Raw genomic sequence first — 21,972 nt, 5'->3', positions numbered from 1 at the left:
ATGCAGACCCCAGCACCGGACGGTTCCGGGCACCCCAGGCGCTGGTGGATCCTCGGGGTGCTGTCCCTGGCGCTGTTCACCACCGTGCTCAACAACGGGCTGCTCAACGTGGCGGTCCCCGGTCTCGTCCGGGACCTCGGCATCGACCTCGGCCGGACCCAGTGGATCGTCGACGCCTACGCGCTGACCTTCGCGGCCCTGCTGCTCACCGCCGGCGCGCTCTCCGACCGGTACGGCCGCAAGCGCGCGACGCTGCTGGGCGCGGCGCTGTTCGGCGGCGCGTCGCTGCTGGCGCCGGCGGCGGACGGCCCGGCCCAACTCGTCGCCGCCAGGGCCGCGATGGGCCTGGGCGCCGCGTTCATGATGCCCGGCACGCTGTCGATCCTGAACCAGGTCTTCCCGGCCCGCGAACGTCCCCGCGCCATCGCGGTCTGGGGCAGCGTCTCCGCGCTGGGCGTGGCCGTGGGACCGGTGCTGGGCGGCCTGCTGGTGAGCCACTTCTGGTGGGGCTCGGTCTTCCTGGTGAACCTGGCTCCGGTGCTGGTGACCCTGCTGGCGGGCGCCGTCCTGCTGCCCGAGTCCGCCGCACCGGTGCCCAGGCCCGCGGACCCGGTCGGGGCGCTGCTGGGCGCCGGTGCGATGGCCGCCCTGGTGTACGGCGTGATCCAGGCCTCCGGGCACGGCTGGACGGCGCGGCCGGTCGTCGCCGCGCTGGCGCTGGCCGCCGGAGCGGCGGCCGCGTTCGTGGCCTGGGAACGCCGGCATCCCAGCCCCGTCGTGGACTTCGAGCTGCTGCGCGACCGGAACTTCCTGGGGGCGAGCGCGGGCAACATGCTGCTGTTCCTCGGCATCGCCGGAACGCTCTTCGTCCTCACCCAGCGCCTCCAGCTGGAGTTCGGCTACAGCGCGCTGCGCGCGGGGGCGGCGGTGGTGCCCCTGGCGCTGGCGGTCGGCGTGGGATCGGCGTTCGCGCCGGCGGTGGCGCGGCGGGGCGGTCCGCGGGGCGGCGTGGCCGGCGGGCTGGCCCTGGCCGCCGGCGGGATCCTCTGTCTCGGCCAGGCGTCCGGGAGCTATCCCCCGGTCCTGCTCGGGTGCGTCCTGATCGGCGTCGGCGGCGGTCTGGCGCTGACCCCGGCGACGGACACCGTGATCGGGCTGGTCCCGGCCGAACGGTCCGGCAGCGCGGCGGCGCTCAACGACACCCTGCAGGAACTGGGGAACGCCCTGGGGGTGGCCGTGGTCGGCACCGCCCTCGCACGCGGCTACGCCGACGGTACGGCGGCGCTGCCGGAGGAAGCCGGCCGGAGCCTGGGCGGCGCCGTCGAGTACGCGGGCCGGCAGGGCCCGGAGGCCGGCTCGGCGGTCGTCGCCGTCGCCGAGCACGCCTTCGCCGGAGCCGCCGCGACCGCCCTCGGCGTCGCCGCGGCGGTGGTGGCGGCCGGGGCGGTGCTCTCCTGGGTCCTGCTGCCGGGTGCGGCCGGCCGGGGTACGGCCGGCCGCCGCCGGAGGGTGCCGTCGGTGGCGGCCGACGACTGATCAGCCGAGGTGCGCCGGGCGGCGGTCGAGCAGGTCCCGTACCAGGACCGGCAGGAACGCCTCCGGGGCGTCGTGCGGGAAGAAGTGCCCGCCGTCGAAGAGGCGGACGGTGGTGCCGGCGGTGGAGTGCGGGCCCCAGGCCCGGAGCTCGTCCTCGGTCGTGGAGGCGTCCGAGCGGCCGCCGTAGACGGTGATCGGGCAGTCCAGCGGCGGGCCGGGCCGGTGCACATGGGTCTCGGCCACCGCGAAGTCGGCCCGCAGGGTGGGCAGCATGACGTTCAGCAGCGGGTTGCCGGCCCGGGCCTCGGCGCCGTGCCCGTTCAACGCTCCGATCCGCTCGAAGAGTTCGGGCGCGGGCGCGTCGTGCACCGGGGTCGCCCGGCGCGGGAGCTGCGGCGCCGGCAGGCCGGCCACCAGGAGCCGCCGCGGTTCGGGCAGGCCGAGCCGGTGCAGGGCCCGGCAGACCTCGAAGGCGATGCCCGCGCCCATGCTGTGGCCGAACCAGGCGTGCGGCCCGTCGAGCAGCGGGGCGACGTCGCGCAGCAGCGGCGGCAGCAGGTCGCCGAGCCGGTCGTGGGGGCGCTCCCGGAAGCGGGACTCGCGCCCCGGCAGCCGGATCGGCACGACCTCGATCTCCGGTCCCAGGTGCGGGGCCCAGGAGCGGAAGGCGGCCGCGCCGCCGCCCGCGTGCGGCAGGCAGAAGAGCCTGAGCCGGGCCGGGGGCCGCCCCCGGCGGCGCACGGCCCACTCCCCGGCCCGGGGGGCGGCCGGGATCCCGGTCAGTCCATCCATCGGGCCACCCTTTCGGCGAGTGCGAGGCAGGTCAGGTTGGGCGGGGCGCTGGGCATCACCGGGAGCACCGAGGCGTCGACGACGTACAGCCCCTCGGCGCCGTGCACCCGGCAGCGCTGGTCCACCACCGCCTCCGGGTCGTCGGCCGGCCCCATCCGGGCGGTGCCGACGGCGTGCCAGCTCGGCGAGACGAACCTGGTCACGGCGCCGCGCAGCAGCCGGTCCTCCCGGACCATCCGGTCGGTCCAGACCAGCACCCGCTCCAGCAGCACCGCCATCGGCGCCGACCGCAGCAGCTCCCAGGCCTGCCGGACGGCGGCCATCAGCAGTTCGACGTCGGCCGGGTCGGTCGCCAGGCCGAGCAGGATCTCCGGCGGGGTGGCGGCGTCCGCGTCCCGGATCGTCACCGAGCCGCGGGAGGCGGGCCGCAGCACCATGGCGGACAGCCCGACGGCCAGTTCGGCGCGGAGCATGCCGGAGATCAGCGGGTTCGCCGCGACGGGCACCGCGTCCAGCAGGAACAGCCCCAGGTCCGCCGCGGCGCCGGCCGGGTCGGCGGCGCAGCGGGCGGTGACCTGGTGCCAGCTGTCCCCGGCCCGGCAGACCCCGGCGCGGGGCTCGGACCAGAGCACGACCGCCGGGTGGTCGACGAGGTTGCGTCCCACGCCGGGCAGGTCCAGTGCGGGGGTGATGCCCAGGGCCGCCAGCAGCCGCGGGTCGCCGATGCCCGAACGCTGGAGCACCGCCGGGGTGTTGATCGCCCCGGCGGCCAGGGTCACCCGGCCGGCCGCGACCTGCCGGAGCCGGCCGTCGCGCCGCACCTCGACCCCGGTGGCCCGGTTCCGCGCGTCCAGCAGGACCCGGGTCGCCGTGCTGCCGGTCCACAGGGTCGGGCCGTCGCCCCGCTCCCGGGCGGGTCGCAGGTGGCTCTCGGCCGTCGAGATCCGGCGCTCGTCGACGGCGTTGGCGGGCGTGACGCCGGCGCCGAGCGCGGCGCCGGAGTTGAGGTCCGCCAGGACGGGCACGCCGAGCCGGGCGCAGCCGTTCAGGAAGGCCCGGGCCGTGGTGGCGAGCGCGTCCTCGCCGGTCCGGCGGATCGGCACCGGTCCCCGGGTGCCGTGCGCCGGCCCCTCGGCGTCGTGGTCCGTCTCCAGGGCGACCAGGTACGGCAGCACCTGCTCCCAGGTCCACTCCGGGTTGCCGGCGGCCGCCCAGGCGTCGAGGTCCGCGGGCAGCGGGCGCAGCGCGAGCGCGCCGTTGACGGCGGAGGAGCCGCCGACCGCCTTGCCGACCCCGTACGGGAACCCGCGCCTGGCGTCCTCGGACGCCTTGGCGGTGAAGTCCCAGTTGCGGCCGGTCAGGACGGGCACCCCGGCCCGCTCGTCGGACGCGCCGTCGCCGTCCGGGAGTTCCCCGGCCTCGATCAGCAGTACCCGGCGCCCGGGCCGTCGCGACAGGCGTGCGGCGAGCACCGCCCCTGCCGAGCCCGCGCCGACGACCACGTCGTCCCAGTACGGGATCCCGCTCTCCGTGCTCACCTGCTCACGCCCCCCGCCGGTCCTTGACCAGGGCGGCCAGTCCGGCCACCGTGGGGTTCTCGAAGAGCAGTTGGAGGCCTTCCTCGGTGTCGCCCTCCCACTGGAACGTCTCCCGCACCTTGGTGAGGATGTGCACGGCGTGCAGGGAGTCGCCGCCGAGTTCGAAGAAGTTGTCCTCGACCCCGAAGCCGTCGAACTCCATGACCTCGGCCCAGATCGCGAGCACGGCCGCCTCGAACTCGTCGCGGGGGGCGACGAGTTCCTGCTCGTCCAGGTCGCTCCACGGCGCCGGCAGCGCGGCGGCGTCGACCTTGCCGTTGGCGCTCAGCGGGATCGCGTCGACGAGCAGGCAGTGCTTGGGGACCATGTAGTCGGGGAGGCGCTCGGCCAGCTCCGCCAAGAGTACGGCCGGGTCCGGGCGCACCGGGCCGCCAGGTGCCGCGGCCCCGGGGTCGCAGCCGGGCCCGGCCGGGACGGCGTAGGCCACGAGCCGGCGGCGGCCGGTGGCGGGGTTGGTGTCGACCCGGGCGATCGCCCGGCCGACGCCCGGGAGCCGTTCCAGGGTGGCGGCGATCTCGCCGAGTTCCACCCGGTAGCCGTTGAGCTTCACCTGGAAGTCCCGGCGGCCGAGGAACTCGATGTCCCCGCCGGGCAGGTAGCGGCCCAGGTCCCCGGTGCGGTAGAGCGTCTCGCCGGTCTCCGGGTGGCGCACGAAGCGCTCCGCGGTGCGCTGCGGGTCCGCCCAGTAGCCCTTCGCCACGCCGGTGCCGCCGATCCAGATCTCGCCGGTGGCCCAGAGCGGGCGGGCCCGGAACCGGTCGTCGAGGACGTGCAGGGTCTGGTTGGCCAGCGGCTTGCCGTAGGGAATCCTGGCCCACTCGGCCGGCACCCGACCGATCGGGTAGTGCACCGACCAGATGGAGGCCTCGGTCGCCCCGCCCAGGCTGACCACCTCGGCGCGCGGGTGCCGGGCGCGGACGGCGTCGGGCAGCGCCACCGGGATCCAGTCGCCGCTGAGCAGCACCAGCCGCAGGTCGCCGGCCCGCTCGTCGGACAGGCGGACCGAGGAGTCCGCCCACAGCTGCATCAGGGCGGGCACCGAGTTCCACACCGTGACGCCGTGGCGCTCGGCCAGCTCGGCCCAGTGCAGCGGGTCGTGCGAGCGCTCGGGGCTCGGCACGACGACGGTGCCGCCGGCCGCGAGGGTGCCGAAGACGTCGTAGACGGACAGGTCGAAGGTCAGCGCCGAGAGGGCGAGCACCCGGTCGGCCGGTCCGACCGAGAAGCGGCGGTTGATGTCCCGTACGGTGTTGACGGCCCCCCGGTGGTCGATCATCACGCCCTTGGGGACGCCGGTGGAGCCGGAGGTGAAGATCACGTAGGCGAGGTCCTCCGGGGCTGGCGCGGTCGGCGGCTCGGTGGCCGGCTGTGCCAGCGTCTCCTCTTCGTCCAGGGTCACCAGGACCGTTCCGGCGGGCCACTCCAGCTCGTCCCGGTAGCGGGCCGAGGTGACCACCAGGGCGGCCCGGCCGGACTCCAGCAGCTGCCGGCGGCGCGCCGCGGGCCACTGCGGGTCAATGGGCAGGTAGGCCGCGCCGGAGGCCGTCACCCCGAGGACCGCCGGGATCTGCTCCGGGCCCCTGTCCAGCACCACGCCGACCAGCTCGCCGCGGGAGGCGCCGAGGCCGGCGAGCCGGTGGCCGAGCCGGTGCGCCGAGGCCAGCACGTCGCCGTAGGTGAGCGCGCCGCCCTCGGAGACGACGGCCGTGGCCTCCGGGGTGCGCCGCGCCTGCTCGGCGACGAGGCTCAGCAGCGTCCCGCCGGGCAGGTCGAGGGCGGTGGCGTTGACCCGCTCGCGCTCCTCCAGCTGCGCGGCCGGGGCCCCGACCGTGGGGGCCAGGTCGTCCCAGAGGGCCGGATCGTCGCTCAGCCGGCCGAGCAGGGTCCGGAAGGCGGCGAACATGTCGTCGAGCAGGCCCTCGGGGAACAGCGCCTCCACCGCGTCCCAGTTGAAGACCAGCTCGCCGTTCTCCTCCAGCACCTGGTGGTCGAGCCAGACCTGCGGGGTCTGGCTCACCCCGTGGCGGTAGTCGCCGAAGAACGCCATGCCGTCCATCGTGTCGGCGTCGCCCGAGAAGCCGAGGGCGCTGGTGAAGACGATCGGCATGCCGGCGCCGAGGCCGCTGCCGAGCCGGCGCGCCCGCTCGCGCAGCACGCGCACGCCGCTGTACGACAGGTGCTCCAGGTCCCGCATCAGCTGCTGCTGGAAGCCGGCGGTGCGCCGGGCGAAGCTCTCGTCCTGGCCGCCGCTGATCCGCAGCAGGGTCAGCGAGGTGAAGTCGCCGATGATCCCGCCGATCTGCGGGTGCGCCTCGGCGGGCCGGTTGAACAGGGTCAGGTTGAGGGTGAAGTCGCCCTGCGACGTCCACTGGCGCAGCACGTCGGCGAAGGCCGCCAGCAGGACCGACGAGGGGGTCAGGCCGCGTTCCCTGGCGGTCTTCTTGACCAGCTCCCACTGCTCGCGGGGCAGCGAGGCCCGGCGGCGGGTGAAGACGGTCCGCTCGGCCGAGCCGGGCTGGATCGCCAGCGGCAGGTCCGGGGCCGGGGGCAGTTCGTCGAGGCGGTCCAGCCAGTACTTCTCGGCGGCCCGGTACCGGGCGCCGCCGCGCTTCTCCTCCTCGGCGAGGACGAAGTCCCGGTAGCCGATCGCGAACGGCTCCGGCGCCCATTGCTCGTCCTCGTAGTGCCGCTGCCAGTCGCGGAAGAACAGGTCGAAGCTGTAGGCGTCCATGATCAGCAGGTCGAGGCTGACGTGCAGGCGCAGCCCCTCGCGGTGCCGGGTGGCGCGGATGTCGAACAGCGGCCAGGTGTCGGGGGCGAGGACCTGGTGGTCGAGTTCGGCCCGCAGCGAGCGCAGGTGCTCCTCGAAGGCGTCCTCGGTGGCGTCCGCCCGGTCGTAGTGGCGGATCTCGTAGTCCGGGACCTCGGGCAGCACCCGCTGGCGGCCGTCCGGGCCGATCACCGCGCGCAGCATGTCGTGCCGGGCGACGACCTTGCGCAGGCTGCGCTCCAGACGGTCCACCTCCAGGCCGTCGCGGTCGAGCTCGAAGTAGAAGTGGGTGGCCACCCCGCCCAGTTCGAGCGCCCGGTTGTGGCCGATCCAGTAGGCGTGCTGGATGTCGGTGAGCGGGAACGGCTCGTGCCGCTGGTCGGGCCGCGCGGTGAGCGGCGCCGGTCCGGCGCTCTGCCCGGCCGCGCGCAGCAGGTCGATCAGCTCGCCGCGCCGGGCCCGGAGTTCGTCCCGGATCCGGGCGGTGACCGCGCCGGGCGGCGCGATCACTTCGAGGCTGTCGCCGGAGAGCCTCAGCTTGATGCCCAGGTGCTGGAGCTCCGAGATCAGGTCGTGGTCCATCGCGGGTGGTCCCCCTGGGGTCAGTGCTGAGCCGGACACGTGGTCATGAGTGCGGCGACGGCCGCGACGTGGGTGTCGGTGAGCAGGGTGTGGTGGGTGCCGTCGGTCCGGTCGGCGGTGGTCCGGCCGGTGGTGAGCGGGGCCCAGCCCCACTCGGCGGAGTCCGCGTGCGGGTGGCCGGCGAACTCGCTGACCCTCCCGTGCGCCGCCCGGATCACGGTGGTGTCGGCCGTGATCGTCCCGGCGCGGTAGCGGTGGCAGGCGGTGATGATTGCGCGGAACACCGGCCAGCTGAGGGCCAGGTCGGCGGCGTCCGGGAGGTCGAGCCCCTGTTCGCGGGCCAGCGCCACGGCCCGGGCGAGCCGTTCCGCCGCCGGGGCCGCGGCCAGCTCGGTAGCCGCCCCGGGGCGCACGGCCGCCGGGTCGAAGCCGATGTCCAGGTCCTCCAGGAACCAGAGCAGCACGGCCGCCTCGTCCGTCTCCCGGGCACCGTCCGTCTCCCGGGCCCTGTCCGTCTCCCGGGTTCCGGGGGCCGCGGCCCGCTCGGGGGCCGGGGAGTCGATCACCACGAAGCGCTCCACCGTCTCGCCCCGCCGCTCCAGCAGCCGGATCAGTTCGAAGGCGATCACCGATCCGGAGGACCAGCCGGCCACCCGGTACGGCCCGTGCGGGCGGACGGCGAGCAGCGCCCGCGCGTAGCACTCGGCCAGCTCCTCCACCGTGTCCAGCGGGTCCCGGCCCACGCCCGGGCCGGGCGCCTGGAAGGCGTGGACGGGGCCGTCGAGCAGTTCCGCCAGGCCCCGGTAGCAGAGCACGTTCCCGCCCGCCGGGTGCACCAGCAGCCAGGGCGTTGTGCCGCCGGTGGCGTCGAGTGCCACCAGCGGGGACCACTCCTCCTGCCCGGCCTCCAGGAGGGCGGCGAGCCCGGCGACCGTCCGGTGCTCCAGCAGCGCCCCGAGCGGGGCGCGCAGCCCGAGCCGCTGGCCGACCAGGCCGATGACGCGCAGCGCCGCGAAGGACTGTCCGCCGAGCTCGAAGAAGTCGTCGTGGACACCGACCGACTCGATGCCGAGGACCGACTCCCAGATCTCCACGAGGACCTTCTCGGTCTCCGTCCGGGGGGCGGTGTACGTCCGGTCCGGTCCGTCGCCGGCCGGGCCCATGGCCTCCAGGGCGCGGCGGTCCAGCTTGCCGTTGGCGGTGAGCGGCAGGTCGTCGAGCACGACGACGAAGCTCGGCACGAGGTGGCCGGGCAGCCGTTCGGCCAGGAAGCCGCGCAGTTCCTCGGGTTCCGGACGCGGTGCGCCCCGCTCGGCCACGGCGTAGCCGGCGAGCTGGCGTCCCGAGCCGGCGGTGCGGGCTACGACGACGGCGTTCCGTACGGCCGGGTGCCGGGCCAGGGCGTGTTCGATCTCGCCCGGTTCCACCCGGAAGCCCTGGATCTTGACCTGGAAGTCGGCGCGGCCCAGGAACTCGATGTCGCCGTCGGGGTGGTAGCGGCCGAGGTCGCCGGTGCGGTAGAGCCGCTCGCCGGTGGCCGGGTCGGTGACGAAGGAGGCGGCCGTCCGGGCGGGGTCGTTGAGGTAGCCGAGCGCGACTCCGGTGCCGCCGATGTACAGGTCGCCGGTGACCCAGTCGGGGGCGTCGCGGCCGGTCCGGTCCAGCACCCGCCAGGTCTGGTTGTCCAGGGGGCGCCCGTAGGGGATGCTCGCCCGGTTCGGGTCCACCCGGTCGATCGGGTGGTGGATGGACCAGATCGACGCCTCGGTGGCGCCGCCGAGGCCGACCACGCGTGCCCCGGGCGCGATCCGCCGGATCAGCGCCGGGAGCCGGACGGGGATCCAGTCGCCGCTGAGCAGGACCACGCGCAGCGCGGGGAAGGTCAGCCCGGCCTGCTCGGCGGCCTCGGCGAACAGCTGCATGATCGCCGGCACCGAGTTCCAGACCGTGACGCCGTGCTCGCGCACCAGGTCGGCCCACTGCCCCGGGTCGGCCGACCCGGGCGGCGGCAGCAGCAGGGTCGCGCCGGCCTCGGCGGTGCCGAAGACGTCGTAGACGGACAGGTCGAAGCAGAGCGAGGACACCCCGAGGACCACGTCGCCGGGGCCGATGCCGAACCGGCGGTTGATGTCGACCACGGTGTTCAGCGGCCCGCGGTGGTCGAGCACCGCGCCCTTGGGCCTGCCGCTCGACCCCGAGGTGTAGATGACGTACGCGGTGTCGCCCGCATCGCCCGCGCGGGCCGGCGCGGGACCGGCGTCGGCGGCGGGCTCCCCCGCCGTCAGCACCGGGCAGGAGGCGACGGCGGCGATCGACTCCCGTTCCCCGGCCGAGGTGACCACGGCCGCCGCGGGGGTGTCGGCGAGCAGTTCGCCCACGCGTTCCCGCGGCCAGGCGGGGTCGATGGGCACGTAGGCGGCGCCGGCCGCGAGTGCGCCGTACACGGCGGCGATCTGCTCGTCGCCCTTCGGCAGGACGACGGCGACCTTGTCCCCGGGGCGCACCCCGGCCGCGGCCAGCCGGGCGGCCAGCTCCTGGGCGCGGGCGTGCAGCCGCGCGTAGTCCACGGCGCCGTCCGCGGTCAGCACGGCCGCGGTGTCGGGCCGCTGCGCGGCCTGCCGGGCGAGCGCGCGGTCGAGCAGGCCCGCGGGTACGGGGCGGGCCGTGTCGTTGACGGCGGCCCGGCGCTCGCGCTGGGCGGCCGGCAGCAGGTCGAAGGAGCTGCGCTCCCAGGCGGCCGGGTCCTCGGCGAGCACCAGGAGCAGGTCGCGGTAGGCGGCGTGCATGGCGTCGATCAGCCCGGCGGGGAACATCGCCTCGATGAGGTCCCAGACCACCCACAGGCCGCCGTCGCTCTGCTCCCAGAACTGGTTGTCGAGCAGCACCTGGGGCGTCTCCAGGTGGCTGAAGACCGGCTGGTCCAGGTGCCCCATGAACAGGCCGCTGCCGACCACGAACGGGCAGGCTGCCCGGCCCGGGGTGCGGCGCACCTGGTTGAGGGTCTGGAGCACCTTCACCCCGCTCCAGTAGGTGTGCTCCATGTCGGTCATGACCCGGGTCTGCAGCCGCCGCGCCCGGTCGTGGAACGGCTCGTCGTGCCGCCAGTCCACCTCCAGCGGGTAGAGCGAGGCGAAGTTGCCGACCACCTCGGTGATCTGGGGGTGGATCGGCAGCCGGTGGGTCATCATGTTGTTGAGCAGGAAGTGCCGCGAGCCGCTCCAGTGCGCCACCGTCTCGGCGTAGACCGCGTACACCGCGTTGGTGGGGGTGACGCCGTGGTCCGTGGCGCGCCGCTTGAAGCGGGCCCACTGCTCGGCGTCCAGGGTGAACTCTCGCCGGGTCAGCCGGGCCCGGGTCCGGGTGTCCGCGCCGCTCACCAGCGGCAGGTTCGGCGCCTCGGGCCAGTCGGCCATCCGGTCGCACCAGTACGCCCGGGAGGCCTCGCCGCGCTCCGACTCCTCCAGCGCGGCCAGCGCCAGCACGCAGTCGCGGTAGCCCAGTTCGAGGTCGTCCAGGGCCTCGGACGGGTCGTGGTAGGCGCGCAGCACGCTGTCCAGGAAGCGGCCGGTGCCCGGGCCGTCGCTGAAGAAGTTGTTGTTGTTGTAGTGCAGCCGGGCCCGGCCGTCGCCGTAGCGGGTGATCCGCACGTCCATCCAGGGCCAGGTGTCCAGCGGGAGTTCGGCCGCCTGCATCTCGTCGCGGGTCCGCTCGACGGCGGCCATGGCCTCGGCCTCGCCGGCCTGCCGCAGGTCCGCCACCCGCACCTGTACGGGCGCCGGGTCGCGGACGGTCTCCAGTTGGAGGTCCTCCCGCACCACCACCAGGCTGCCGCGCTGGCGGTGCAGCATCCGGTTGAGCGCGGCCTCGAAGCGCTCCGGGTCGAGCTCCGCGAAGTCGAACTCCATGTACTGGTGCGGCCGGACGTGGTATTCGAACTGGGCGGTGCTGCCGACCAGGAAGGACATCTGCAGGTCGGACGGGGGGAACGGTTCGTGGCGCCGCTCGGGGTCGGGTACCGCCCGCGGCAGCGCGCCGGCCTGCCGGGCGGTGTCGCCCTGCTTCAGGAGGGCGATCAACTCGGCCTTGTTCTCGGCGAGTTCGTGCCGGATGTGGTCGGGGAGCGAGCCGGCGGCGGCGCGCACCTCGATGCGGTCGCCGTCGACCAGCCGCAGCCGGACGCCGTGCTGGGCGAGCCGGCCGAGCAGCTCGGCCGGGTCGCCGTGCCGTCCGTGTGCTGTCATTCCGGGAACTCCTGTTCGGGAGGTCGGGGGCGCTGGCCCTGGCGGGCCGGGCCCCGCGGGGAGGCTGGGCGAAGTCGGGCGGTGGGGAACGGGACGCGACGGCGCCCGGTGGTGCGGGGGCGGGGCCGCCGGGACGGCCGCGGTCCGCGGGGACCGCGGGACGTCCCGGGGCGGCCGACGGCACGGCCCGTGGGCGGGTCAGAAGGTGAGGACCTCGACGTCCCCGGCCTCGTCGGCCCCGCCGTCGTCGGCGGCGACCAGGCTCCGGAGCGTGATCTGCCGCAGGATCAGGTCGACCACGTCGGCGACGGTGTTGCCGCCGAACACGAAGGAGGGCGGGACGTCCGCGGAGAAGTCCGCCAGCAGCCGGTTGCGCAGCCGGACCGCGGTCAGCGAGTCCAGACCCAGCTCGTTCAGCCGCCGGTGCCCGAAGGTCGGGCGCAGCTCGTCCCGCTGGCGCGCCGTGAGGCCCAGCAGCTCGCCGGCGGCAACCAGCAGCTCCTCGGTGACGGCTGCCCGCCCGGTCCGCGGGTCGCGCAGGGCGAGTTCGACCACCTGCTCGGCGGTGCGGTGCCCGGCCGGCTCCGCCGGCGCCTGCGGCGACCGCCCGTCGAGGGACGGCTCCGCGGCCCGCTCCGGGGCCAGGCCGCTCAGCAGGGTGTACGGCGGCCGCCGGTCGCCGGCGGCCGTGAACGCGGCCCAGTCGACCGCCGCCAGGCCCACCACCGGCAGGTCGCCGCCCAGCACGCGCCCGAAGGCCGTCAGGGCCTCGTCGGTGCCGATCCCGGTGATGCCGGCGCGGGCGAGCCGGGCGAGCAGCTCCGGGCGGGCGGCCAGGCCGGCCTCGGCCCACGGACCCCAGTTGATGCTGAGGGCCGGCTGCCCGTCGTGGCACCGCTGTTCGGCGAGAGCGTCCAGGAAGGCGTTGGCGGCGGCGTAGTTGGCCTGGCCGGCCGAGCCGGTCAGGGAGGCGAGCGAGGAGTAGAGCACCAGGAAGTCGAGCCCGGCGTCGGCGGTCAGGGTGTGCAGGTACTGCGCGCCCCGGACCTTCGGCCGCAGGACCGCGGCGAAGCGGCCGCGGTCGAGGTCGACCAGCGGGGCGTCGTCGGTGGTCCCGGCGGCGTGGACGACGCCGCGCAGCGGGGGCAGCTCCCGGCCGATCCGCCCGAACAGGCCGGTCATCGCCGGCAGGTCGGCCACGTCGGCGGGCCAGAGCTCGACCCGCACACCGGCGGCCCGCAGCTCCGCGACCTCCCGCGGGGGTTCGGCCGACACGGAACGGCTCGTCAGCACCAGGCAGCGCGCGCCCAGGTCGGCGAGCCGGCGGGCGGTGGCCAGGCCCAGCGCACCGAGCCCGCCGGTGATCAGGTAGCTGCCGTCCGCCCGGACGGGTGCCGTCGGCGAGCCGCCGAGCGCGGCCTCCCGCAGCCGGGCGGCGTACCAGCGGCCGTCCCGCACGGCCAGGTGGCCGCGCCCCGCGAGGCCGGCGACCCGCGCCAGCAGTCCGGCCAGCGTCGGCGGGGTCCGGCGCGGTTCGAGGTCCACCTGGACGCACGTGAGGTCGGGGTACTCGGCGACGACCGCCTTGGCCAGTCCGGTCAGCGGCGCCTGGCCGGCGTCCGGGCGGGTCGGCGCCTGCGGCACCCGCACCGCGCCGGTCGAGCAGACGACCAGGTCGGGCCGGTCCGCGCCGAACTCCCGCAGGAACCCGCGCAGGATCGCGAAGGCCGTGCCGGCGAGCACGACGGCGTCGTCCCCGGCGCTCTGGAGGACCAGTCCGGCGACCCCGTCCACCCGGCCGCGGGCCTCGGCGAACAGCCGGGCCACCGCCTCGTCCGAGGCGTCCGGGGCGATCAGCAGACCCGCGGTCGGGACGGCCGCCTCGGCGCACCAGCCGTCCACCAGCGACGCGTCCGTCCCGCAGACCAGCCAGGTGCCCGGCCGGCCGGCGGTACCCGCCTCCGGCGCCGGCACCCAGTCGGTGCGGTAGCCCCGCACCGCGGCCCCGGCCGCCGCTCCGGCCGCCGCCGCGATCCGCTCCGGCGCGACCGGCCGCAGCCGCAGCGCCTCGACGGTGGCCAGCCGTTCGCCGTCCTCGGACACCAGGTCCAGGTCGAAGGAGCGTTCGCCGTCGGCGCCGGTTCCGGCGTCCCGGGCCACGCACCACAGCCGCGAGGGCAGCGGGCGGTGGACGGTGATCCGGTCGATGCCCACCGGCAGGAGCAGGTCCCCGGTGTCGCCGAGGAACGCGGCGGTCGTGTGGAAGCACGCGTCGAGCAGGACGGGGTGCGCCCGGTACGCCGCCCGGTCCTCGGCCGGGAGGTCCGCCTCCACCAGGCCGACGGCCTCCTTCTCGCCCGCCCACAGCGCCCGGAGGGCGCGGAAGGCCGGGCCGTACTGGAGGCCCCGCGCGCGCAGCGTCCCGTACAGGGCGTCGACGTCCCGCTCGGCCAGGGCGGCCCGCAGGAGCCCGGGGTCGACCCGGGTGTCCGGGGCCGGCCCGGCGGGCCGGGCGGCCTCCACCGTGACGTGCCCCGTCCACGCGGCCGCCCCGAACACCCGAGCGAAGCCGCGGACCCGGTGGCCGTCCGGCAGGGCCTCGACGACCGCCTGGGCGGTGACGGGCGCGTCCGGCGGCAGGGCGAGGAAGGCGGTGAAGGACACGCCCCGCAGCGTCCGGGGCCCGTCACCGGCGACCTCGCGGACGGCCGCGTCGGCCCACTCCGTCATCGCGGCGGCGGGCAGCACCGGCCGCCCGGCCACCCGGTGCTCGTCGAGGTACCACGGCTGCCCGGCGGTCAGCGTGCGGGAGAACCAGTGGCTCCCGGCACCGGCCAGCTCGACCGGCGCGCCGAGCAGCGGGTGCCGTCCGTCGCCGCCGTCGGTGAACCAGTGCCGGGTCGGGGCGAGCGGGTGGCCCGGCAGCGGGACCGGCAGCGGCGGCCGGCCGTGCTCCCCGTCCCGGTCCCGCAGGACCCCGGCCCAGTCGACCCGTCCGCCCCGGACGTACCACTCGGCCAGCCCGCGCCGGAAGCGGCGGTCGTCGGTGTCGTCCCGGTGCAGCGTCGGCAGGCCGACGGCGTCGGTGAGCACGGCCTCGACGAGCGGACCGAGCACCGGGTGCGGCCCGCACTCGACGACGGTGGTGCAGCCGAGCGCGGCCAGGGCGGCCAGGCAGTCGCCGAACCGCACCGGTTCGAGCGCGTGCCGGGCGAAGTAGGCGGCCGAGAACTCCCGTTCGACGGCGCCGGTCAGGTTGGCCGCCACGGGGATCCGGGGGGTGCGGAAGTCGACCGTCGCGGCGATCCGCTCGAACCGCGCGACCGGCCCCTCCATCAGCGGCGAGTGGAACGCCCGGGTGCCGTGCAGCCGGGTGACCTTCGCGCCCCGCCGCTCCCAGTCGGCCGCCAGGTCGGCGGCCGCCCGCTCCGCGCCCGAGACCACCACGTCCTCGGGCCCGTTGAGGGCCGCGAGCACCACCGAGCGGTCCCCGGGAAGGTCCGCGCACAGCTGCGCGACCAGCTCGCGGCCGGCGTGGACCGCGTACATCGACCCGGCCTCCGCCAGCTCCTGCATCAGACCGGCGCGGGCGACCACCAGCCGGACCGCGTCGGGCAGGCTCAGCACGCCGGCGACGCAGGCCGCCACGTACTCGCCGAGGCTGTGCCCGGCCACGGCGTCGGGCCGCACCCCGCAGGCGCGCCACAGCTCGGCCAGCGCGTAGTCCACGGCGAACAGGGCCGGCTGGGCGAACTCGGTCCGTTCCAGGTCCAGCCGCGGGCCCGGGGCGTCGCACAGCGTCGGCAGCAGGGAGACACCGAGCTCCGCGCGCACCAGCGCGTCGACCTCGTCGAGCGCCGTGCGGAAGGCCGCGTGCCCGAAGTACAGCGCCTTGGCCATCCCGGGGTACTGCGCGCCCTGGCCGGTGAACACGAAGGCCACCGGCCCGGGACCGCCGCCGTGCGCGACGCCGTGCACCACCGCGGGGGACGGCAGGCCGTCGCGGTACGCCTCCAGGGCCTCCGCGGCCTCCCGGTCCGACCGGGCCAGCACGGCGAGCCGGTGGTCGTGGTGCTGGCGCCGGGCGCCCGCCGTGTGGACCAGCGCGCTCCACGCCGGGGCGGCGCCGCCCTCCCCCGCCAGCACCCCGGCGTAGTCGGCGGCCAGCCGGCGCAGGGCGGGCCCGCTCTTCGCCGAGACCGGGAGGAAGGACCACTCGCCGCCCTCCGCGGCCTCCATCCGGGCCCGCCGGGCCGGCGCGCCGGAGAGGATCACATGGGCGTTGGTGCCGCCGAAGCCGAAGGAGCTGACCGCCGCCGCCCGGGCGGGGCCCTCGGGCCACTCCGTCGTCGCGCGCGGGATCCGCAGCCGGGAACCGTCCAGCCCGATCAGCGGGTTGACCGTGTCGACGTGCAGGGAGGCCGGGATCCGCCGGTGCTCCAGGCAGAGCACCGCCTTGATCAGTCCGGCCATGCCCGCCGCGGCCTCCAGGTGGCCGATGTTGCTCTTCACCGAGCCGACGTGGAGGTCCGGGCCGGCCGACTCCCCGTACACGGCACGCAGCGCGCCCATCTCGATCGGGTCGCCGAGCCGGGTGCCGGTGCCGTGGGCCTCGACGTAGCCGACCTCCTCCGCGGTCAGGCGCGCGGACCGCAGGGCCGCCCGCAGCACGGCCTCCTGGGACGGTCCGTTCGGCGCGGTCAGCGTGCTGCTGCGCCCGTCGGAGGAGACGGCCGAACCCTCGACCAGGGCGCGGATCCGGTCCTCGGCGGCGACCGCGTCGGACGCCCGCCGGAGCACCACGACACCGCAGCCCTCGCCGCGCACGTAGCCGTCCGCCGCCGCGTCGAAGGTCTTGCACCGGCCGTCCGGCGCGAGCATGCCCGCCTCGGTGAAGACCGTGGTCAGCCCCGGGTCCAGGAGCAGGTTGACGCCGGCCACGACGGCGAGGTCGCACTCGCCGAGCCGCAGGCTGGTGCACGCCTGGTGGAGGGCCACCAGGGAGGACGAGCAGGCCGTGTCCACCACCTGGCTGGGGCCGCGCAGGTCCCACAGGTAGGAGATCCGGTTGGCCGCGATGCTCGACGCGTTGCCGGTCCCGTCGTGGGCCGTGACCGGGGCGCCGGCCCGGGCCTGGAGCCGGCCGTAGTCGTTGGTGCTGATCCCGACGAAGACGCCCGTGCGGCCCCCGGCCAGCGCCTGCGGGTCCACCCCGGCGTCCTCCAGGGCCTGCCACACCGTGGTCAGCAGCAGCCGCTGCTGCGGGTCCGTCCGGCGGGCCTCGTCACGGGAGACACCGAAGAAGGCCGCGTCGAACTCCTCGGCCCCGTCGACGAATCCGCCCCGGCCCGGCTCCCCGTGCTCCAGCCGGTAGCCGAGCAGACGGCGGTGCGCCGGGACCTCGGTCACCGCGTCCCGGCCGTCCAGCAGCAGCTGCCAGAACGCCTCGACGTCCTGGGCGCCGGGCATCCGGCAAGCCATGCCGACGACGGCGATCGCCTCGCGGTCGTCGGCCGCCCCGGCGGATCCGGCCCGCTCGGTCCGGTCCGTCCTGTCGGTCCGCTCGGTCTTGCCGGTCCGGTCCGTCTTCTCCGTCTCGACGGTCCCGGCGGTTGCCTCGGTCCGGTCGCCCGTGAGCGCGGCGGCCAGCGCCGCGACGGTGGGGTGGTTGTAGAGGTCCTTGGCGTCGACCGGGGCGCCGAGCCAGGCCCGGAGGTCGGCGGCGAGTCCGGCGAGGCCCGCGGAGTCGAGCCCGAAGGAGCCGAAGGGGGCGTCCTGCGGGACCTCCCGGGGGGTGAGCCGGCGCAGACCGGCGATCCGCTCGGTCAGCCAGTCGGCCACGGCCTTGCGGGAGCGCTCCGGCGCGGCGTCCGCGGGGGTGTCGCGGACGGCCGCCGCGGAGGAGACGTGGACCGGCTTGAGCCCGTCCTCCAGGAAGAGCCGCTTGCACTCCTGCCGGCGGACCTTGCCGCTCGACGTCAGCGGGAGCTGGGCCGGGCGGATCAGCACCACGGACCGCGGGTCGAGTCCGTGCTCCTCGACGACGGCGAGCCGGATGCTGCGGACGACCTCCTCGCGGTCGGCGCCGCGGAATCCCTCCCGGGTCAGTTCGCTGACCACGACCAGCTGTTCGACGCCCTCGGCGTCCTCCACCGGGAAGGCGACGCCCTTGTCGCGTTCGAGGGCCGGATGGGAGTCCGCGACGGTCAGCTCGATGTCGTGCGGGTAGTGGTTGACACCGCGGACCACGATCAGGTCCTTGCGCCGTCCGGTGATGTACGTGTGCGGGCCGAGCCGCCCGCCCAGGTCCCCGGTGCGCAGGTACGGGCCGCTGCCGTCGGCCAGCCGGGCCCCGAAGGCGGCCTCGGTCGCCTCGGCGTTCCGCCAGTAGCCGGGGCTCACGGTGTCGCCGCTCAGCCAGAGTTCACCGCACTGCCCGTCGGGGACGGGGGTCCGGGTCTCCGGGTCGACGACCAGCAGTCCGGTGTCCGGCAGGACGTCGCCGTTGCTCGGGAGGAGGCGGCTTCCCGGCGCGCCGTCCGCCACGCGCCGCAGCCGTCCGCGCCCCAGCTCCTCGATGTCGAAGGAGGCGAGTCCCAGCGGTTCGTCGCGCCGGCGCACCGTCACGGCGAGCGTGGATTCGGCCATTCCGTAGGCCGGGGTGAAGATGTCGGCGCGACATCGGAACGGCGCGAACTCGGCGGCGAACCGCTCGATCGACTGCGGGCGAATCGGTTCGGCGCCGATCATCAGCGTGCGGAGCGCGGAGAGGTCCAGGCCCTCGCGGTCCTCGGGGCGGATGCGGTCGCAGCACAGGTCCAGCGCGAAGTTGGGGCCGAAGGTCAGCGCGGCCCGGTAGCGGGTGGCCGCGGCGAGCCAGCGCAACGGCTCCTGGACGAAGTCGATCGGCGCCAGCAGCACGTTCGTCGCACCGGCCCGCAGCGGGAACAGCAGGCCGGCCACCAGGCCGAAGTCGTGGAAGAGCGGCAGCCAGGACAGCGACACCTCGTCCGGCCCCAGCTCCAGCCCGTCGGCGAGCATGTCGAGCTGCTGGACGATGTTCCGATGGGTGACCATCACACCGCGCGGGCGCCCCGTCGAGCCGGAGGTGTACTGGAGGTAGCCGATGTCGTCCGGGCGGAGTTCGGGCTCGCGCCAGTCGTCCGGGTCCGCGGCGGTGAGCTGACTGATCGTCATCACAGCGCAGGAGGACGGCAGTTCACCAACCATCGACCGGACCCGGTCGGCCCCCACCACGGCGAGCCGCGGATCGCAGTCGTCGACGATGCCTTCGACCCGGGCCCCCTTGCGGCTCCGGGTCGGCGGGAAGGCGGGCACCGCGATCGCCTGCGCGTAGAGGCAGCCCAGGAAGGCGACGGCGTAGTCGACGCCCTGGGGCAGCAGGATGAGCACGCGCTCGCCGGCCAGGCCGCGGGCCTGGAGCCCCGCGGCGAACGCCCGGGCGCGGCGGTCGTACTCGGCGAACGACAGCCGGTCGAGCTCGTTCTCCCCCTCGGCCAGCATGATGATCGCCGGCTTCTCCGGAAACTCGTCAGCTCGTGCACGAACATCATTGACAATGGACACGGAGAAATCCGGACGAGACTTTGTTGCCACGCTTTATCCCGCTTTCGGAGCAGCCTGAAGTGACACACGTGAAGCCGTGAAGGAAACCACTGGAAATCTGCCGGAATGGCAGTGAAAAGTACTCGGGCAGACAAAAGGAAGGGGAGGCGGCAACGCGCCTTCAACCCTCCGACCCGAGGCGGCCTCAGCAGATGCCGGGCATATCCGTTCGCATGGACAACACCACCCTCGACCACTCCCCCGTTTCGCACTCCGGCCGGCCCGGGCTGCCGCGTGATCCGCCGCCCCACCCTGCCGGAGTCCATTGAATTGATGATCACCGTAATGAGCGACCAGGGGTGCGTCAAGCATCGTCGGAGTTCCTCACAAGCGAAATGCAAGACCATCTCTTCCCCGACACCTGCGAAGAAAGAGTGCGAAAGGACGGCCAGTACGCAGAAAACGGGCATTGCCGCCGTACCGCCCCACCGGCCCCCGGGGCCCGGACCCCCGCCGCCCGGCCCGGCCCCGACCGTCGGGTCGGGGTCGCACCGCCCGTACGCTGCACGAATCCCGCCCCACGGCAGCGGATCAGACGCTCCGTCAAGATCAAAGAACCGGCGGATACGGCTGGCGCTCCCTACCGAAGCGATCTATGCTCTGTTTCGGCCGCATGACCGAATGGGCTGCCCGACACGGGGAGGTGGGCACGGGGAGCCCGGTCGAATCGGATCGGCCCACGGGCCCCGCGCGGGGATTCGGCGGGAAGTCCACAGACGCATTCCCGCCCGAGCTCGGGTACGAGTTCCAGCACTCCGCGGCATTCCGGATCGCCGCACCGACCATCCGCCGGGCCGGGTGGGGGAACAGTTTGAACTGTTGGCGTGGACATTGCATGACAATACGCGATCGCTGAGCCGTCAGAACTTCACAGGAGACGGCCCGTTCGGATTTCCTGCCACCGGCCGCGGGGCCGCTTGATCCGGGATTCCCCGGACTCCTCGGGCATCCGCCGAGCCATGGGCCCCGCCGCACCGGGCGGGCGAGGAACAGCTTTCGACAATGGGGGACGACTGCATGACCGCGACTGACTACGCGTCGTTGGCGGAGCGGGCCGGGCGCGAGTTGGAGGAGGCCTCCGCGCAGGAGGTCCTCGCCTGGGCGGCCGAGACCTTCGGCGGGCGGTTCTGTGTGACCTCCTCGATGGAGGACGCGGTGGTGGCCCACCTCGCCTCCTCGGTGTTCCCGGGGGTGGACGTGGTGTTCCTGGACACCGGGTACCACTTCCCGGAGACCATCGGGACGCGGGACGCGGTGGCCGCGACCATGCCGGTCAACGTCATCACGCTCACCCCGCTGAAGACCGTCGCCGAGCAGGACGCCGAGCACGGGCCGCGGTTGCACGACCGCGACCCGGACCTGTGCTGCTCGCTGCGCAAGGTCGAGCCCCTCGACCGGGGCCTGGCCGGCTACGACGCCTGGGCGACCGGGCTGCGCCGCGACGAGTCCCCGACCCGGGCGAACACCCCGGTGGTGTCCTGGGACCCCAAGCGCCGCAAGGTCAAGATCGCGCCGATCGCCCGCTGGACCCAGCAGGACGTGGACGCCTACGTCGCCGCCCACGGCGTGCTGCTCAACCCGCTGCTGTGGGAGGGCTACACCTCGGTCGGCTGCTCCCCGCTCTCCTGCACCCGCAAGCCCGCCGAGGGCGAGGACGCCCGGGCCGGCCGCTGGTCCGGCTCCGGCAAGACCGAGTGCGGCATCCACCTCTGACCGGGCCCCGCACCGGCCGACATCAACCGGTTGCCCCTGACCACTCCTCACTTCTCACTCCTCACGCAAAGGAAGACCCCCGTGACAGCACATGCCCTGGCCGCCGACGGAGCCGTAGAGGCGGCCCCCTCGGCCGCCCCCTGCGAGCGCGGCGCCACCGTGTGGCTGACCGGGCTGCCGAGCGCGGGCAAGACCACGCTCGCCCTCGCCCTGGCCGAACGGCTGCGCGCCGAGGGCCACAAGGTCGAGGTCCTGGACGGCGACGAGATCCGCGAGTTCCTCTCCAAGGGCCTCGGCTTCACCCGCGAGGACCGCCACACCAACGTCACCCGCATCGGCTACGTCGCCGAGAAGCTCGCCGCCAACGGCGTCAAGGTCCTCGCCCCGGTGATCGCCCCGTTCGCCGACTCCCGCGCCGCCGTGCGCGAACGCCACGCCGCGGCGGGCACCGAGTTCCTGGAGATCCACGTCGCCACCCCGGTCGAACTGTGCGCCGAACGCGACGTCAAGGGCCTCTACGCCCGGCAGGCCGCCGGCGAGATCACCGGCCTGACCGGCGTCGACGACCCGTACGAGGCCCCGGAGCGGCCGGAGCTGCGTCTGCAGACCCGGGGGCGCGAGGTCGCCGAGTCCGCTGCCGAACTGCACGCCTTCCTGACCGAACGGGGCCTGGCATGACCACCGTGACCGACACCTCGGTCCGCACGGACGACAACCCCTTCGCGCTGTCCCACCTGGACGCGCTGGAGGCCGAGTCGGTGCACATCTTCCGCGAGGTCGCGGGGGAGTTCGAGCGCCCGGTGATCCTGTTCTCCGGCGGCAAGGACTCCATCGTCATGCTGCACCTGGCGCTCAAGGCCTTCGCCCCCGCGCCGGTGCCGTTCTCGCTGCTGCACGTCGACACCGGGCACAACTTCCCCGAGGTCATCGACTACCGCGACCGCGTCGCCGCCCGGCACAACCTGCGCCTGCACGTCGCCCACGTCCAGGACTTCATCGACGACGGCCGCCTGCGCGAACGCCCCGACGGCACCCGCAACCCCCTGCAGACCGTCCCGCTGCTCGACGCGATCGAGACGGGCCGTTTCGACGCCGTGTTCGGCGGCGGCCGCCG

At 75.1% G+C, this 21,972-nt stretch carries 9 protein-coding genes; 4 read left to right on the top strand and 5 right to left on the bottom strand.

What is annotated here, in order from left to right:
* On the top strand, positions 1-1,536 hold the full coding sequence (locus ACFVVA_RS38820) for an MFS transporter (RefSeq protein WP_387695410.1): 1,536 nt from the start codon (positions 1-3) through the stop codon (positions 1,534-1,536).
* Here ACFVVA_RS38820 and ACFVVA_RS38815 read toward each other — a convergent pair whose 3' ends face one another.
* The 5 genes from ACFVVA_RS38815 to ACFVVA_RS38795 all read right to left on the bottom strand — a co-directional run bounded on the left by ACFVVA_RS38815 (position 1,537) and on the right by ACFVVA_RS38795 (position 19,106).
* Positions 1,537-2,328, bottom strand: coding sequence for a thioesterase II family protein (locus tag ACFVVA_RS38815; RefSeq protein ID WP_387695409.1), 792 nt, complete (start codon positions 2,326-2,328; stop codon positions 1,537-1,539).
* Positions 2,316-3,866, bottom strand: coding sequence for a GMC family oxidoreductase (locus ACFVVA_RS38810; protein WP_387695408.1), 1,551 nt, complete (start codon positions 3,864-3,866; stop codon positions 2,316-2,318). Before ACFVVA_RS38810 ends, ACFVVA_RS38815 begins: the two co-directional genes overlap by 13 nt.
* A 4-nt stretch (positions 3,867-3,870) precedes the next feature.
* The gene (locus ACFVVA_RS38805) at positions 3,871-7,278 is read right to left on the bottom strand and encodes an amino acid adenylation domain-containing protein (protein ID WP_387695407.1); all 3,408 of its coding nucleotides are present in this window, start codon (positions 7,276-7,278) and stop codon (positions 3,871-3,873) included.
* A gap of 20 nt (positions 7,279-7,298) precedes the next feature.
* Positions 7,299-11,519, bottom strand: coding sequence for an amino acid adenylation domain-containing protein (locus ACFVVA_RS38800; RefSeq protein WP_387695406.1), 4,221 nt, complete (start codon positions 11,517-11,519; stop codon positions 7,299-7,301).
* 198 nt (positions 11,520-11,717) lie between these two features.
* The gene (locus ACFVVA_RS38795) at positions 11,718-19,106 is read right to left on the bottom strand and encodes a type I polyketide synthase (protein WP_387695405.1); all 7,389 of its coding nucleotides are present in this window, start codon (positions 19,104-19,106) and stop codon (positions 11,718-11,720) included.
* A gap of 1,056 nt (positions 19,107-20,162) precedes the next feature.
* Here ACFVVA_RS38795 and ACFVVA_RS38790 point away from each other — a divergent pair.
* From ACFVVA_RS38790 to ACFVVA_RS38780, 3 genes are all read left to right on the top strand, one after another.
* The gene (locus ACFVVA_RS38790) at positions 20,163-20,858 is read left to right on the top strand and encodes a phosphoadenylyl-sulfate reductase (protein ID WP_387695404.1); all 696 of its coding nucleotides are present in this window, start codon (positions 20,163-20,165) and stop codon (positions 20,856-20,858) included.
* A gap of 96 nt (positions 20,859-20,954) precedes the next feature.
* Positions 20,955-21,536: an adenylyl-sulfate kinase gene (gene cysC / locus ACFVVA_RS38785; protein WP_387695430.1), complete on the top strand. Its 582-nt coding sequence runs from the start codon at positions 20,955-20,957 to the stop codon at positions 21,534-21,536.
* On the top strand, positions 21,533-21,972 hold a 440-nt coding region (locus ACFVVA_RS38780; RefSeq protein WP_387695403.1), incomplete at its 3' end, for a phosphoadenosine phosphosulfate reductase family protein. The genes cysC and ACFVVA_RS38780, both read left to right, overlap by 4 nt.

The organism is Kitasatospora sp. NPDC058048, assembly GCF_042885555.1.
Classification (GTDB): Bacteria; Actinomycetota; Actinomycetes; order Streptomycetales; family Streptomycetaceae; genus Kitasatospora; species Kitasatospora lactacystinica.
Note: the sequence above shows the minus strand (reverse complement) of the source record. Positions and strands in the feature narration are given on the sequence as shown.

What these genes read in the sequence shown, in the direction of transcription:
- ACFVVA_RS38805 (WP_387695407.1), bottom strand. Translation starts at nt 7,278, where the DNA reads ATGGACCACGACCTGATCTCGGAGCTCCAGCACCTGGGCATCAAGCTG.
- ACFVVA_RS38815 (WP_387695409.1), bottom strand. Translation starts at nt 2,328, where the DNA reads ATGGATGGACTGACCGGGATCCCGGCCGCCCCCCGGGCCGGGGAGTGG.
- ACFVVA_RS38790 (WP_387695404.1), top strand. Translation starts at nt 20,163, where the DNA reads ATGACCGCGACTGACTACGCGTCGTTGGCGGAGCGGGCCGGGCGCGAG.
- ACFVVA_RS38800 (WP_387695406.1), bottom strand. Translation starts at nt 11,519, where the DNA reads ATGACAGCACACGGACGGCACGGCGACCCGGCCGAGCTGCTCGGCCGG.
- ACFVVA_RS38820 (WP_387695410.1), top strand. Translation starts at nt 1, where the DNA reads ATGCAGACCCCAGCACCGGACGGTTCCGGGCACCCCAGGCGCTGGTGG.